Genomic DNA, 14,382 nt, shown 5'->3' with positions numbered 1-14,382 from the left:
GGCGCGTCCCTGCCCATTCCCAGGATCGCCAGATATCGGAGACAATGGATGGCGCGCGACCCCGCAGCTCGGGCGATGAGTCACGCGGAAACGGTTTGGGGCGCCTATCGTTTCGACGGTCCGGGCGACAAGGATTCGAAAGAGAGTCTGTGGCTCAAACGGGCCGCGTTCATCGTATCCGCCGTCTGCCTCGTCTCACTCGCCACCTTCGCTTTCGCGCTGACGAACGCCATGCAGGATCGCGTCGTCGAGGAGGCGACCGCCGATTTCGAGCTCTTTGCGCGCGCGGTGTGGCACGATCTGCGCGACAAGATCGAAGCCGACGCGCGCAAACATCTCGGCGAGCCGTTGGACAAAATCCTGCCCGGCCGCGCCACGGCGCGCGGGCGGCGCATCGTCATCACCGACGACCATGGCCATGTGGCGGCGGCCTTTCCGCCGCTCGACTCGAAGAGCGTCACACTCACGGACGTGCTCGGAGCCGAGCAGGTGCTCACCGAATTCGCCGACAAGGCCGGCGTGATGCGCGTTACGCTCGCCGACGGAACCTACGCGCTCGCCACGGTGCAAAAACTGCCCGCGCCCTATGGTCAGGTGGCGATGATCTATCCGCTCGACAATGTGCTCGGCGAGTGGCGCGCCGCCGCCGCGCATTACGCCATCGTCTTCGCCTTCACCACGCTGATGCTGCTCGCCATCGTCTACGCCTATGTCCGGCAGTCGCGCCGGCGGCAAGCCGCCGAACAGGTAAACAGCGTCATTCGCCGCCGGCTGGACGCGGCGCTGTCGCGCGGCCGCTGCGGCCTGTGGGATTGGGACATTGCGCGCGGGCGCATCTATTGGTCCGACTCCATGTATGAATTGCTCGGCCTGCCCGCGGAGCGCCGCTGCCTCTCCTTCGGGGAGCTCAACGGGCTGGTGCATCCCGAAGACGGCGATCTCTCCGTTATCGCCGACATGGTGTCGTCCGCGCGCAGCCGTAGCGTCGATCACGAGTTCCGCGCGCGTCACGCCGATGGCCGCTGGATCTGGCTGCGCGCCCGCGCCGAAATCATGCAGGACCTCGACGGCCGTCATCTCGTCGGCATCGCCGTCGACGTTTCGGAACAAAAGGCGCTTGCCCAACAAACGGTGGCGGCGAATATGCGGCTTCGCGACGCGATCGACGCCATTTCGGAAGCCTTCGTCCTGTGGGACGCGCAAAACCGGCTCGTCGTCTGCAATTCCAAATTCCTCGATCTCCACGGATTGTCCCAAGACGTCGCGCTCGCGGGCGAAAGCTACGCGCAGATCATGATGCGCGCGACGGCGCCGACGGTTCAGACGGAGACCTCGCCTGCCGAACGGCCCCGGCAGGATGCGCGCACTTACGAGGCGCGACTGGCCGACGGCCGCTGGCTGCAGGTCAATGAGCGGCGCACCAAGGACGGCGGCTATGTGTCCGTCGGCGCCGACATCACGGCGCTCAAGCGCAATCAGGAAAAGCTCATCGAGTCGGAGCGGCGGCTGACGGCGAGCGTGACCGATCTCACCCGCTCGCGCCAGACTTTGGAGATGCAGGCTCAGCAACTCGCGACGCTCGCCGAGCAATATCATCACCAGAAGGCGGAAGCGGAAGCCGCCTATCTCGCCAAGTCCGAATTTCTCGCGAACATGAGCCATGAGCTGCGCACGCCGCTCAACGCCATCATCGGCTTTTCGGAAATGATGCTGGCCGAGCCCTTCGGCGCGCTCGGCTCGCCGAAATATATCGAATATTGCAACAATGTCCGGCAGGGCGGGGCCTATCTCAACGAAGTGCTCTCCGACATTCTCGACATGTCGCGGCTGGAAGCCGGCCTTGTGCGCCTCGCCGAGCGCGAGGTCGACGTCGCCGACGCCGCGCGCCGCGCGATCGACGCCTGGCGACCGCGCGCGGAAGAGAAGAAAATAACGCTGATCCTCGAGGCGGACGCGAAGCTGCGCTGCGTGGGCGACGAGGCGGCGATCGTCAAGGCGCTCAGCGTCTTGCTCTCCAACAGCGTCAAATTCACAGACGCCGGCGGCTTCGTGCGGCTGCGCGCGCGCCATCATGGCGAGTCCATCGCTTTCTTCGTCGAGGACACCGGACGGGGCATCGATCCGCACGTCCTGCCGAAGCTCGGACGTCCGTTCGAGCAGAGCGCCGGCGTCATGGAAAACGGCATGAAAGGCTCGGGCCTCGGCCTCGCCATCGCGCGCGCGCTGATCGATCTGCATGGCGGCGCGCTGCGCATCCGCTCACGCGTTGGCCTCGGCACGGTTGCGATGATGCGCCTCGCCTGCGCGCATTGCGCGGGCCACAACGTCACGCCGCTGGTGACGCGGCCCGCTGAGGCGGCTTCTTCCGTCGCGAAAGGCCCGGCCTATGCGCGTTCGCGCGAGACGGTCGCCGCCGCGCGGGTCGCCGGCAGCGACAGCACGACGCGCAGGCCCGGCGCATTGTCCTCGATTCGCAGCGCGCCGTGATGCAGACGCGCCACCGCCGAAGCCATCGACAGGCCAAGGCCTGAACCCGGCCGGGACCGCGAATTCTCGAGCCGCACGAAACGCCCGACGACCCGCTCGCGATCTTGCGGGGAAATTCCGGGACCATGATCGGCGACGGTGATTTCAATCCGATCGGCGACGCGCCGCGCCGTGACGTCGACGCGGGCGTCTTCGCTCGATGCGCCGTATTTGAGCGCATTGTCGACGAGATTGACCACCGCCTGGCCGAGCAGCTCGCGGCTGCCCGTCACGGCGAGGCCGGGCTCGGTTTTCACATCGAGCCGCACGCCCTGCTCTTCGGCGACGGGTTCGTACATTTCGACGATGTCGCCCACGACCGCATCGGCGTCGAAGGCCGTAGGGTTGTCGCTACAATAGCCCGCCTCGGCGCGCGCGATCATCAGCAGCGCGTTGAAGACGCGGATCAGACTGTCCGACTCTTCGATCACGGTCGTGAGCGCCTCGCGGTGCTCCCCATTTCCCGAGGCGCCGCGCAAGGCCGCTTCGGCGCGGTTGCGCAGGCGGGTCAGCGGCGTCTTCAGGTCATGGGCGATGTTGTCCGAGACTTCCCGCAGCCCGGTCATCAGCTCCGAGATGCGTTCCAGCATCGCGTTGAAATTTTCAGCGAGACGGTCGAGTTCGTCGCCCGCCCCGGAGACCGCCAGCCGCTCGTGCAGATCGCCCGCCATGATGCGGCGCGCCGACGCCGACATGACGTCGACGCGGTCCAGCATGCGCTGCGCGACGAAGAGCCCGCCCAGCGCGCCGACGAGGGCGAGCCAGAACAACGACACCCCCAGCGCGCGGCGCAAGATATCGCGCAGCACCTCATGGTCCTCGATGTCGTGGCCGATGAGCAGCCGGAAACCGCCGGGAATGAGGAACAGGCGCATGAGCGCCGGATGGGTTTGGCCGGGCTCGCCGCGCCGCTGATAGGGCGTTTCCACGAGCTTGGAGCCCCCGACCGGACCCGACGTCGGCGGCTCGATGTTCCCGACGATGACTTCGCCGGAATGGGTGGTCAGCAGATAGAGCGAGCCGCCCGGCGCGCGCACGCGGCGCTCCAGCGCGCTCGTGAGCTGATGCAGTCCGCCTTGTGAATATTGTTCGGAAAGCGCGCGGATCTCCGCGTCGACCGTCTGTTCGATCTGTTCGTCGAGCACTTCCTTCACCCGCGCGCCGACGCGGGTCAGCACCAGGCCGGCGCCGATGGAGAAGAGGACGAGATAGGCAAGCGACAATTTGAAGGCGGTCGTTCGAAAGAGCTTGCCGACTTTTCCGGTAAACACGGGCGCTGTCCTGTCTCATCGCCGGCCCCTCGGGCCTTTCGGTCAAGATATGGGCGTTCCTTGGTGATTTGTCCCTACATTGCGCGTGAGCGCCGAGCGGCGGGAACTCCGCGCGCAGGCCGACGTTGATTCGCCGAGAGGGGCTCAGTCAAGGTTCTATAGCCATGAAAAAGAAGCTGAAATCCGCTCTACTGGGGCTTCTCTGCGCAACGACCGCGCTAAGCGCCCTACCACCCGAGGCGCTAGCGGGGCCGATGAGCGTCGCCTCGCCGGAGACAATCGGCCTGAAAGCGCCGATCGAGGATGTCCACTATCGCGCGTATCGGGGCTACCGGCACTGGGGCTATCGCCCGTATTACCGCCATTGGGGGTATCGCCCGTATTACCGCCATTGGGGGTATCGTCCCTACTACCGCCACTGGGGCTTCTATCGCCCCTATTACCGCCCCTATTACCGCCCGTGGGGCTACTATCGGCCCTACTATCGGAGCTATTACCGGCCGTACTACGGCTATCGATATGACCCTGCCGGAGCCATCTTCGCGAGCGCCGCGCTGGGCCTGATGGGCGCCGGCATCGCGGCGGCGACAGCCCCGCGCTGGGGCTGGGGCTGGGGTCCGGGTTGGGGCGGCTGGGGCTGGGGCGGCGGCTGGGGCGGCGGCTGGTGGTAAGTCGCCAGGCCTTAAATCCCGCGACGGCGTGCGGCTAACGCATGCCGTCGCGGATCATGTAGCCCGCGCCGCGGATCGTATGCAGCAGCGGAGTCTCGCGCCCCTTGTCGATCTTGGCGCGAAGCCGCGAGATGTGCACGTCGATGACGTTGGTCTGCGGATCGAAGTGATAATCCCAGACATTCTCGAGCAGCATGGTCCGCGTCACGACCTGCCCCGCGTGCTTCATGAGATATTCCAGGAGCCGGAACTCGCGCGGCTGCAGGATGACCTCCTGCCCGCCGACCGTCACCTTGTGCGAAAGCCGATCGAGCTCTAGATCGCCGACCCGGTAATGCGTCTCCTCGCCGCGCGGGCCGATGCGGCGGCGCACCAGCGCTTCGATGCGCGCGAGCAGCTCGGAGAAGGCGTAAGGTTTCGGCAAATAGTCGTCGCCGCCGGCGCGCAGGCCCTTTACTCGGTCGTCGACCTGTCCCAGCGCGGAGAGGATGAGCACGGGGGTCTCGACCTTCTGCTCGCGCAGGCTGGAGATGAGCGACAGGCCGTCCATCTTGGGCAACATGCGGTCGACGATCATCACATCGTAATCGCCTTCGCGGGCGTTCGCATAGCCCTCGAGCCCGTCCGCCGCATGGTCGGCGACATGGCCCAGTTCACGGAAGGCCTTGACGAGATAGTCGGCTGCTTCCCGGTCGTCTTCGATAATCAGAATGCGCATCGCGCCCATAATAGCCGACCTTCCGAAAAAACGGCAGGCCGGCGCGGGGGCGCCGGCCTGCCCGCGACGGGCCAGGAGGGGACTGGCTTCCGTCGCTCTCCTTTGCGTGGGACCGTCTGCGGGCGGGTGCAGTTTGCTGGTCCACGGCGCAAGAAGCTTTTTCCAATTCACCGCCTCATCTCCAGATGACGAGGCCCCCCATTCGCCTAGCCGGCGCCCTGCTTCACGGGCACGGCGATGAATTTGGACCCGTCGGCGGATTTCACGCGCAGCAGCACCGAGCGTCGGCCCTCCTTGCGCGCACCGTCGATGGCGCTCGAGAGATCGGACCGGGTATGCACGGGCTGGCCGCCAGCCTCGACGATGACGTCGCCCCGACGCAGTCCTTTCTGGGCGGCCGCGCCGCCCGGATCGATGTCGACCACATAGAGACCCTCGCCGCCGCCGCCGCGCATTTCAGACGCGGGCGCCACCTCGATGCCGAGGCTTGCGACATGCGAGCCGCCGCCGCCGGGTCCGCCCATATCCTCTTCATCCGCGCGGGCCTCCCGTTCCTCCGGTAGCTTGCCGAGCGTCAGCTTTGCCGATTTCTCAGATCCATTGCGGAGATAGGTGATGTCGACGGTCTTGTTCGGACCCATCGCCGCGATGCGGCGGGCAAGCTCGCGCGGCCCGTCGATCTTCTCGCCGTTCACTGCGACGATCACGTCGCCCGACTTGAGACCCGCGGCCTCGGCCGGCGCGCCCTTTTGCGGCTGCGCGATCAGCGCGCCCTTGGTCGACTTCAGTCCGAGACTGTCGGCAATGTCTTGCGTCACCGGCTGTATCTTCACACCGATCCAGCCGCGCGACACCACGCCCTTGTCCTTGAGGGCGGCAATGACGTCCTTCGCCACTTCCGCCGGAATAGCGAAGCCGATGCCGATCGAGCCGCCCGAGGGCGAATAGATGGCCGTGTTCACGCCGACGACGGCGCCGCGCTCGTCGAAGGCCGGGCCGCCCGAGTTGCCGCGGTTCACCGGCGCGTCGATCTGCAGGAAGTCGTCATAGGGGCCGGCGCCGATGTCGCGCCCGCGCGCCGAGACGATGCCCGCCGTCACCGAGCCGCCGAGGCCGAAGGGATTGCCGACGGCGATGACCCAGTCGCCGACGCGCGGCGGAGTCGCCGTCCATTCGACGTAAGGAAGCTTCGCCCCGTCGTTCACCTTGAGCAAGGCGAGGTCCGTGCGCTTGTCCGTGCCGATCACTTTCGCCGACAGGGAGCGGCCGTCCTCCAGCGCGACCTCGACCTCGCTCGCATGTTCGACCACGTGATTGTTGGTTACGACATAGCCGTCGGCGCTGATGATGAAGCCCGAGCCCTGAGACTGCGTCATGCGCTTTTGCGGCATCTCGCCGCCGAAGCGCTTGAAGAAGCGATACATGGGGTCGTCGGGAGACAGTTCCTGTCCTTCAAAGGGATTGTGCGACTCCTCATAGGCCTTGACCTTGATCGCCACGACGGCGCCCTTCACCCGCTCGACGACATCCGCAAAGGATGACGGACCGGCGGGCGAAGACAGCGTCGCCGGCGCTTCGGCGAAAGCTCCCCCGACGGGCGCGACGACGGCGCCGAATGCGAGCGCCGCAGCGGCGCCCATCAGCGCGAAGCGCGAGGCGCGCCGGCGCGACGGCGCCGGGATGCGTGAGCTGCGCTCGATAATCGGATGCTGCATGTCAAAAACTCTCCATTCCGGCGGCGAAGGCTCCAGGGGGCCCGGAGCGCATCGGCTCCTGTCGCCGCTGCAACAGGAAAATGGAGGCGCCCCGCTTGCCGTCCAATGGCCGCGGCATGAAACTTTCGTAAGGAGCGCGTTCTTCAGCGCATTTGGAACGCGGCGGCGCCGCGCGCGAAGAAGGCCTCAGCCTGGCGCAGACAAAGCTCGAAGCCCGACAGATTGGTGTAGCGCTGTTCACGAGGCGCATCGGTCGAGATGACGTCGCGGCCCTGCGCGCGAATGGCTTCAGCAATCATGAGATTGTCGAAGAGACCGAAATCCTCGACGCTCAGCCCGTCGTCGGCGAAGAGCGGCGCGGCTGCGCGCTGCGCCCCGCAGACGCGCGCCGCATAGACGTCCGCGACATTCGTATAGGCAAAGATCGGCTTCTCCAGCGCGAAGGCCATGCCGACTTCGAACACCGCGCCGACGTCGGCGCTGGGGCTGCGGAAGGGCGTCAGATTGGCGATGATCGCGTCGCAGCGACGGATCATCGCGGCGTTGGCCTCGAAGATCGACCGCGACGGCGCGTGTGCGAGGGAGAGCTCTGCATCCAGCGGAAAGAGGCCGTGAAACCCATGGGCTTCGCAGAGTTTTTTCTTTTCCTGTCCGATCGCGACGGCCTCGGCGAGAAAGACCTCGGGGCCGGCGAGATAGAGCGCGCGCAAATTCACCTCTGCCGGTAGAGCGGCGCGCCCAGGGGCCGGGGCGCGCCGGGGGCGGTCGGATGCAGAGCGGGATCGAAGGCGTCGCCACGCCGGCGACCATGCTTCCATCCGGCCTCGACATGGGCCGCGACATAGGGGCTCCTATGTGCGTTGTCGCCGCGACCGGCCGCGCGCCGATCGGCCGGCTCGGAAGCCGGGCGGGCTTCCTCGGCGTTATCGTCGCGGGTCGCTTGACGTTTCGCCTCGGCCTCGCGCTGAACCTCCTTGATCTGGCCAGCCAATGCGCCGAGTTCGGCGTCGAGCTGGGCTTTCACGTCGTCGAGACGCCGGTTCGCCGCATCGACCGACGCAGCGTTTTTGGCCTCGGCGCCATGCGCCTTCTCAATCGCGTCGAGCCTGGCCTGCAGCGAGGCGATGTCGGCCGCCATCTTCTGCGTCACGCGCAGCATCTCGGCCTGCTCGGCCGCTTTCTGCGACGATCCGAAGCTCAAGACGTCGCGCCAGTCGATCGGCGCTGCGAGATCATAGAGATGCCAACCGATGAGCCCAGCGAGCGCATAAGCGGCGAGGGCGCGCCCGGCTCTGCCGGCCTTGGCGGCGAAATGCGATTGCGGCTCGTTGCTGGCGCCCGCCGTCGCCTCTTCCACCCGCGCGCCGCCTTTCGGCGCGTCGGCGGCGCTCAGTCTGATTTCGGGAATCGCCGCTGCGCTCATGGCCGGCGCCGCGCCGAGCGGGACGATGGCGTGATCGTGTTCGGTCAACATGCGTAAAGGCCCGCGACGCGTGAGCAAGGAACGCAAGCCTCGGTCCAATATCACTAAAATTAGACTAACGCCTCACCGGCCGCGCGGCGGAGAGTCCTTTACCATCCGTTCATCTTCTCGCGCCTAGCCTCCATTCGGGGCGAGGGCGCGTCGAAAGTTTCGCATCATGAAGAGGATGCTTGTCGTGGCGGCCGCCGCGCTCGCCTGTGCGCTCGCCGGATGTTACTCGCCAACCGAACGCGCGATCGGCGGCGGGGCGATCGGCGGCCTTGGCGGCGCGGGGATCGGCGCGGCGCTTTCCAATGGTTCGACGACGGGCACGCTGGCTGGCGCGGCCATCGGCGCGGCGAGTGGCGCGGCGATCGGCGCCGCCACCGCGCCGCCGCCGCCGCCGCCCCCATGCGCGCAATGGGGCTGGGACGACTACGGAAATTGGGTCTGCGTCGGCTACTATTGATTGCAGCTTTTTTTGTAAGAAGCCGCCCACGGCGGCGGCGCAACAAGCCTGATGGGAGCGCGTGATGGACGAGGCCGCCGCCTTAGCTTTTCTCGCCTCGGCGCATGAAGCGGCCGAGCCGCAACGCGATACGACGGCGAGCGACGAGCCCCGGAAAATCGCAGACGCCGCGCCAGCGACGGCAGAAGAGGCCGATGCGAAGAAGACGATCGAAATTCGAATTACGCTCGGCCCCAACGATAGCGCGCTTCAAAAAATCCTGGCGGCGCTCGAGCCGCAGCATCGCTTCCCGGCGCCGGCGCTTCCGAACAAACTGGATTTGGCCGCCCCGGCCCGTGACGACGCTCTTGCTCCTGCGCCAAAGGTGGAAAGACGCCGCCCGCGCCGATCCCTGATTTCCCCGCTCGCCCTTCTCGCCGTGCTGGCGATCGGCTTTGCGCTGCGGGCGCAACTCAAGGACATCCGTTTCTCGATCACGCCCCCGCAGGAAGCGGGTTGGATGAAGGGTCTGATCAACCAAATCGTCAGCGTGGAGTCGCATGGGGAGGCCGTGGCCAAGAACGCTTATTCTTCCGCGATGGGCGTCGGGCAATTCGTCGAAGCCACCTGGCTCGGCCTCATCAAGAAACACCGCCCGGACATTGCGTCCTCTCTCAACGAAAAGCAGATTCTGGACTTGCGCAAAGACCCCGAGCTTTCCCGCTTCATGGCGGGCCGATACGCTGAGGAGAACACATCCCTGCTGGCGCGACGCGGCCTGCCTGTGACGCCCGGCTCTCTCTATCTGGCGCATTTCGCCGGCCCTGCCGGCGCAGCGGCGATTCTGACGGCGCCCGAGGGCGCCGATGCGGCGTCGGTGATCGCCAATGTCGACGCGAGGCCGGGAATCACGCGCGAAAAAATCGTCACCGGGAATCCCTTTATGAAAAGCTTTACCGCCAGAGACTTGAAAAACTGGGCGGAGGTGAAAATGCAGGGCCTTGCCTTCGCGCCCGCCGCTCACGACGAAAAAGGCGAGGCCAAGCGCGACTAGACGCCGCTCAAAGCCAGCCGGCCCTGCGGAAGCGCCAGTAGAGAAAAGCGCAAATCGAGAAAGTAAAGGCGAGTATCACGTAATAACCATACGCCCATTTCAGTTCGGGCATGTGTTCGAAATTCATGCCGTAAATGCCCGCGATCGCGGTCGGCACGGCGAGAATGGCGGCCCAGGCCGCGAGGCGGCGCGAAATATTCGTCTGCTGCATTTGCGCGTTCATCAGGCTCGCCTCGAAGGCGAAGGCGAGCGTCTCGCGCAGCGTGTCGATGCGCTCCTCCGCCCGCCGCAGATGATCGCGAATGTCGCGGAAATGCGGGCGCATGACCGGATCGATGAAGACGATGTCGGTGCGCTCCAGCCGGCGGCAGACGTCGGCGAGCGGCATGACCGCGTTGCGCAGGCGCAGGAGATCGCGCCGCAGCATATAAAGCTGCTCGATTTCCGCCGGTCCCATCGTCGTCGTCAAGACATGATCCTCGATCTCCTCGACTTGTTCGTTGATGCTGTCGAGAACCGGGGCGTAATTGTCGACAATGAAATCGAGAATGGCGTAGACGATGAAATCTTCGCCCTCGGACAGGCGATGAGCCCGCGCCTCGCAGCGCTCGCGCACTTCCGAATAGCTGCGCGAAGGCCCGTGGCGCACGCTCACCACATAGCCCTCGCCGATGAAAAGATGGGTCTCGCCGAAAACGATGCGGCCGTCGACCATCTGCGCCGTGCGCGCGACGATGAACAGGCTGTCGTCGAATTCCTCGAGCTTGGGAAATTGATGCGCCTTGGCGGCGTCCTCGACGGCGAGCGGATGCAGCGCGAATTGTTGTCGCACCCGCTCGAGCAGCGCCACGTCCGGCTCATAGAGGCCGATCCAGACCACATGGTCCGGCTGCTTCGCCCAGTCGCCAGCGGCCTCGACGTCGATGTCGGCGACCTTGACGCCCTTGCAATAGGCGACGGCGGCGACGAGCCCGCCGGACTCGGCCGCTCGCCTCATGAGGGGCGCGACGTCGACCATCCTGGCCGATCAGGCCTTCGGACCGCCGCGGGTCACGCCGACCTTGGCCGGGCGCAGCACGCGCTCGCCGATCGTGTAGCCCTGTTCGACGACCTGGGCCACCGTGCCGGCGGGCTTCGACTCATCGGGAATCTCGTACAGCGCCTCATGGAGATTGGGGTCGAATTTGGCGCCCAACGCCTCGATCGGCTTCACGCCGAAGCGGCCGAGTCTCGACATGAAATCGCGCTCGGTGACCTCCAGCCCCTCGAGCAGCGCCGCGGCGACAGGGTCGAGTTTGGCGCGCGCCTCGGCCGACACACTGTCGGCGGCGCGGCGCAGATTGTCGGCGAAGGGGAGCATCTCGCGGGCGAAATTGGCCACGCCATAGACGCGGGCGTCGGCGACCTCCTTCTCGGCGCGGCGGCGGGTGTTTTCCGCCTCGGCCATGGTCCGCAGCAGCCGGTCCTTCAGGGCGGCGACTTCAGCGTGGAGATTTTCCAGTTCGGTGAAGGGTTCGGGCTCGTTGACGCTCGATTCCGCCGAGGGTTGCGCCAGGGAGGACGCTTGCGCCGCCCCTTCCGCGCCGGGCGGCGGGGTTTGGGCGTTGTTGTCGGCGTTGCTCTGGTCGCTCATGCTCATGTCCGTCTTTTGTTCAAGGGACGCTCAGTGAAAGGCCCGATATCAGCGCTTGAGCACACAAAATCAAGTCGCCGCGACATTCGGCGCCTTCGCCTGACGCTTTTCCGGCTGGGGCGCGAAGACGTCCAGCAGTTGCCGTTTGATGGCGGCATGGCGCTGTTGCGAAAGGATTTTCGCCCCCGTCAGATCGGTGACGTAAAAGGTGTCGACCGCCCGCTCGCCGAAGGTGACGATATGGGCGGAGGCGATATTCAGATTGAGTTTCGAGATGGCGTTCGTCAGGTCGAAGAGCAGCCCCTCGCGGTCGAGGCCAGAGACTTCGATGACCGTATAGACATTCGACAGGCTGTTATCGACCACGACCTCGGGCGGGACCGAAAAGGCGGCGTTCGCCGCGCTTTGCTTCGCCCGCGCCTTGACCGCGTCTGAGACGAAGACCTCGCCCCTGAGCGCCTTGGCGATGAAATCGGCGATGCGCCGGGCGCGACGCATCTCGTCCTCGTCGAAATCGAAGGCGCGCGAGAAGAAGATGGTGTCGAGCGCGAGCCCGTCGGCCGTGGTGAAAATATGCGCGTCGACGATATTGGCGCCGCTCGCCGCGCAGCCGCCGGCGATGATCGAGAGCAGGCGGCGATGGTCGGGCGCGATGACCGTCAGTTCGACGGCGCCGCGGGTGCGGTCGAGCTCCACGGCCGTCGCGAGCGGGGTTTCAGCGCCTGTGAGTTTGGCGAGCATCTGGGCGTGGCGAAGCTTGCGGGCGACGTCGACCTTCAGCCAATAGGCCGGATAATGCCGGCGCGCATAAGCGTCGAATTCCTCATCGCGCCAATCCGGCAGCGCCGCCCGCAATTCTGCGATGGCCGCAGTGACCCGGCTCTTGCGGTCCGCGGAGGAATGCCCACCGCCGAGCACCACCTCGGTCTCCCAATAGAGCACGCGCAGAAGCTGGGATTTCCAGGCGTCGAGCACGCCGGGTCCGACGGCGTTGATGTCGCAGACCGTGAGGACGAACAGCATTTTGAGCCGTTCGATCGTCTGCACGAGGGCGGCGAAGCTTTCGATCGTGACGCGGTCCGAGAGGTCGCGGCTCTGCGCGAAGCTCGACATGGTGAGGTGATGTTCGACGAGCCAGGCGACCGTCTCCGTCTCGCCCGGCGTGAACCCCAGACGCGGGCAGAGCGTGCGCGCCACCTCCATGCCGGCGAGCGAATGATCCTCCTTGCGGCCCTTGGCGATGTCGTGGAGAAAGAGCCCGAGATAAAGAACCTTGCGATTGACGATCGTCGGCAAGATCTCGGCCACTAGTCGCTGATGCTCCGGCAGGCGTCCGGCCTCGAGATCGGAGAGCCCGCCGACCGCCCGCAGCAGGTGCTCGTCCACCGTATAGTGATGATACATGTTGAACTGCATCATCGCGACGATGCGGCCGAAGTCCGGAATGAAGCGGCCGAGCACGCCCGTCTCGTTCATCCGCCGCAGGATGATTTCGGTCATATTCCGCGACAGCAGGATTTCCAGGAACAGGCGGTTCGCCTCCCTGTCGGCGCGAAGGTCGGCGTCGATCTCGCGCAAGGACAGCGTCACCGCGCGCAGCGCGTCGGGATGCAGCGGCAGGCCGTGATGGTCGGCGAGCCAGAAGAGACGAATGATGTTGACAGGATCGCGATGAAAGACGCTCGCGTCGGCGACGCTGATGCGGTCATGCGCGATGAGGAAGTCGCCCTGCGGACCCTTGCCGCGCCGGCGCCGGAAGGGCTGCAGGAAGCGGTCGAAGATCGCGCGCGGCTTGGCCTGCCGCTCCTCGAGCGCCGCGCAGACAATCGCCGTCAGATCGCCGACGTCCTTGGCGACGAGGAAGTAATGTTTCATGAAGCGCTCGACCCGCGAGAGGCCGGCGCGGTCGTGATAGCCGAGACGACTCGCCATCATCGGCTGCACGTCGAAGGAGAGGCGCTCCTCGGCGCGGCCGGTCGCGAAATGCAGATGGCAGCGCACCCGCCACAGGAATTCCTCGCAGCGCTCGAACAGGCTCAGCTCTGCGGACGTGAAAAGCCCCGCCGCCACCAGCTCCTTGGGATCGCGCACGCGATAGACATATTTCGATATCCAGAACAGCGTGTTGAGGTCGCGCAGCCCTCCTTTGCCTTCCTTGACATTGGGCTCGACGAGATAGCGCGAGGCGCCGGCGCGGCGCACGCGCGCGTCGCGTTCGGCGAGTTTCGCGGCGACGAATTCACGTGCGTCGGAGCGCGCCACCTCGCGGTCGAACGCGTCCTGCAATTCATTGAAAAGCTCGTTGCTGCCGAGGATGAAGCGCGATTCGAGCAGGGTCGTGCGGATCGTCATGTCGGCGCGCGACTGCTTCATGCATTCGGCGACCGAGCGCGTCGCGTGGCCGACCTTCTGACGCAGATCCCAGAGGATATAGAGGATCGCCTCGACGACGCTCTCGCCCCAGGGCGTCTGCTTGTAGGGAAGCAGGAACAAAAGATCGATGTCCGACCCTGGCGCCAGCATGCCGCGCCCATAGCCGCCGACGGCGACGATGGTCAGGCGCTCCGCAAAAGTGGGGTTGTCGGCAGGATAGACGTAACTGACGACGTAATCATAGATCGCGCCGATGAGCTCGTCCTGAAGGTCGGAAAGCTGCCGTCCGCAGGCGAGCCCGGAGCCGCGCGCTTCGAGATGCGCGCGGGCGCGTTCGCGGCCCTCGGCGAGCGCGGAGCGAAAGAGATCGACAACCGCTGTGCGGCGCGAATGGCCCTTCTCCGCCTTGCACAGTTCGGCAATCGGCGCGGCCAGCGCCGTCCGCAGCCCACGAAAGCCGTTGGCGGCGTCGAGTCCGTCAAAAAGAGGCGCGCAGACGGCTTCGTTCATT

12 protein-coding genes are annotated in these 14,382 nt (G+C 65.9%); 4 read left to right on the top strand and 8 right to left on the bottom strand.

What is annotated here, in order from left to right; translation table 11 throughout:
• Positions 1–48: 48 nt before the first annotated feature.
• Positions 49–2,487, top strand: a complete 2,439-nt coding sequence (locus ACETII_RS14110) for a PAS domain-containing sensor histidine kinase (protein WP_472785926.1) — start codon at positions 49–51, stop codon at positions 2,485–2,487.
• On the opposite strand, the gene ACETII_RS14105 is transcribed toward ACETII_RS14110, so the two are convergent.
• Positions 2,385–3,797, bottom strand: a complete 1,413-nt coding sequence (locus ACETII_RS14105) for a sensor histidine kinase (protein ID WP_363346834.1) — start codon at positions 3,795–3,797, stop codon at positions 2,385–2,387. The two genes, ACETII_RS14110 and ACETII_RS14105, sit on opposite strands and share 103 nt — an antisense overlap.
• A gap of 164 nt (positions 3,798–3,961) precedes the next feature.
• On the opposite strand from ACETII_RS14105, the gene ACETII_RS14100 reads away from it, so the two are divergent.
• Positions 3,962–4,468: a hypothetical protein gene (locus ACETII_RS14100; RefSeq protein WP_363346832.1), complete on the top strand. Its 507-nt coding sequence runs from the start codon at positions 3,962–3,964 to the stop codon at positions 4,466–4,468.
• Positions 4,469–4,502: 34 nt separating this feature from the next.
• On the opposite strand, the gene ACETII_RS14095 is transcribed toward ACETII_RS14100, so the two are convergent.
• From ACETII_RS14095 to ACETII_RS14080, 4 genes are all read right to left on the bottom strand, one after another.
• A complete protein-coding gene (locus tag ACETII_RS14095; RefSeq protein WP_472785925.1) occupies positions 4,503–5,186 on the bottom strand; it encodes a response regulator transcription factor in 684 nt (227 codons plus the stop codon).
• 206 nt (positions 5,187–5,392) lie between these two features.
• Positions 5,393–6,901 carry a Do family serine endopeptidase gene (locus ACETII_RS14090; protein ID WP_472785924.1) on the bottom strand — a complete coding sequence of 503 codons (1,509 nt, stop codon included), beginning with the start codon at positions 6,899–6,901 and terminating at the stop codon, positions 5,393–5,395.
• Positions 6,902–7,044: 143 nt separating this feature from the next.
• The gene (locus tag ACETII_RS14085; protein WP_472785923.1) at positions 7,045–7,611 is read right to left on the bottom strand and encodes a nucleoside 2-deoxyribosyltransferase; all 567 of its coding nucleotides are present in this window, start codon (positions 7,609–7,611) and stop codon (positions 7,045–7,047) included.
• 2 nt (positions 7,612–7,613) lie between these two features.
• A complete protein-coding gene (locus ACETII_RS14080) occupies positions 7,614–8,375 on the bottom strand; it encodes a hypothetical protein (RefSeq protein WP_472785922.1) in 762 nt (253 codons plus the stop codon).
• A 166-nt stretch (positions 8,376–8,541) separates the two neighbouring features.
• Here ACETII_RS14080 and ACETII_RS14075 point away from each other — a divergent pair, with 166 nt between their 5' ends.
• Together ACETII_RS14075 and ACETII_RS14070 are read left to right on the top strand one after the other, a co-directional pair.
• The gene (locus ACETII_RS14075) at positions 8,542–8,832 is read left to right on the top strand and encodes a hypothetical protein (protein ID WP_363346824.1); all 291 of its coding nucleotides are present in this window, start codon (positions 8,542–8,544) and stop codon (positions 8,830–8,832) included.
• A gap of 64 nt (positions 8,833–8,896) precedes the next feature.
• Entirely contained in the window at positions 8,897–9,865 is a 969-nt protein-coding gene (locus tag ACETII_RS14070; protein WP_472785921.1) for a hypothetical protein, read from the top strand.
• A gap of 7 nt (positions 9,866–9,872) precedes the next feature.
• Here the strand turns inward: ACETII_RS14070 and corA are convergent, their stop codons facing one another.
• From corA to ACETII_RS14055, 3 genes are all read right to left on the bottom strand, one after another.
• A complete protein-coding gene (gene corA, locus ACETII_RS14065) occupies positions 9,873–10,862 on the bottom strand; it encodes a magnesium/cobalt transporter CorA (RefSeq protein ID WP_363346820.1) in 990 nt (329 codons plus the stop codon).
• Between the two features lie 30 nt (positions 10,863–10,892).
• Positions 10,893–11,498, bottom strand: coding sequence for a nucleotide exchange factor GrpE (gene grpE / locus ACETII_RS14060; protein ID WP_363351324.1), 606 nt, complete (start codon positions 11,496–11,498; stop codon positions 10,893–10,895).
• Positions 11,499–11,567: 69 nt separating this feature from the next.
• Entirely contained in the window at positions 11,568–14,381 is a 2,814-nt protein-coding gene (locus tag ACETII_RS14055) for a [protein-PII] uridylyltransferase (RefSeq protein WP_472785920.1), read from the bottom strand.
• Between the last annotated feature and the right edge of the window lies 1 nt (position 14,382).

The organism is Methylocystis sp. NC52PC (genome assembly GCF_055698645.1).
The sequence above is the reverse complement of the archived record's forward strand: the minus strand, read 5'-3'. Positions and strand labels throughout refer to the sequence as shown.

Excerpts from the sequence above, each read along its gene's own strand:
- ACETII_RS14090 (WP_472785924.1), bottom strand. The coding sequence starts at position 6,901 with ATGCAGCATCCGATTATCGAGCGCAGCTCACGCATCCCGGCGCCGTCG.
- ACETII_RS14055 (WP_472785920.1), bottom strand. The coding sequence starts at position 14,381 with ATGAACGAAGCCGTCTGCGCGCCTCTTTTTGACGGACTCGACGCCGCC.
- ACETII_RS14080 (WP_472785922.1), bottom strand. The coding sequence starts at position 8,375 with ATGTTGACCGAACACGATCACGCCATCGTCCCGCTCGGCGCGGCGCCG.
- ACETII_RS14095 (WP_472785925.1), bottom strand. The coding sequence starts at position 5,186 with ATGCGCATTCTGATTATCGAAGACGACCGGGAAGCAGCCGACTATCTC.
- grpE (WP_363351324.1), bottom strand. The coding sequence starts at position 11,498 with ATGAGCGACCAGAGCAACGCCGACAACAACGCCCAAACCCCGCCGCCC.
- ACETII_RS14075 (WP_363346824.1), top strand. The coding sequence starts at position 8,542 with ATGAAGAGGATGCTTGTCGTGGCGGCCGCCGCGCTCGCCTGTGCGCTC.
- ACETII_RS14070 (WP_472785921.1), top strand. The coding sequence starts at position 8,897 with ATGGACGAGGCCGCCGCCTTAGCTTTTCTCGCCTCGGCGCATGAAGCG.
- ACETII_RS14100 (WP_363346832.1), top strand. The coding sequence starts at position 3,962 with ATGAAAAAGAAGCTGAAATCCGCTCTACTGGGGCTTCTCTGCGCAACG.
- ACETII_RS14110 (WP_472785926.1), top strand. The coding sequence starts at position 49 with ATGGCGCGCGACCCCGCAGCTCGGGCGATGAGTCACGCGGAAACGGTT.
- corA (WP_363346820.1), bottom strand. The coding sequence starts at position 10,862 with ATGAGGCGAGCGGCCGAGTCCGGCGGGCTCGTCGCCGCCGTCGCCTAT.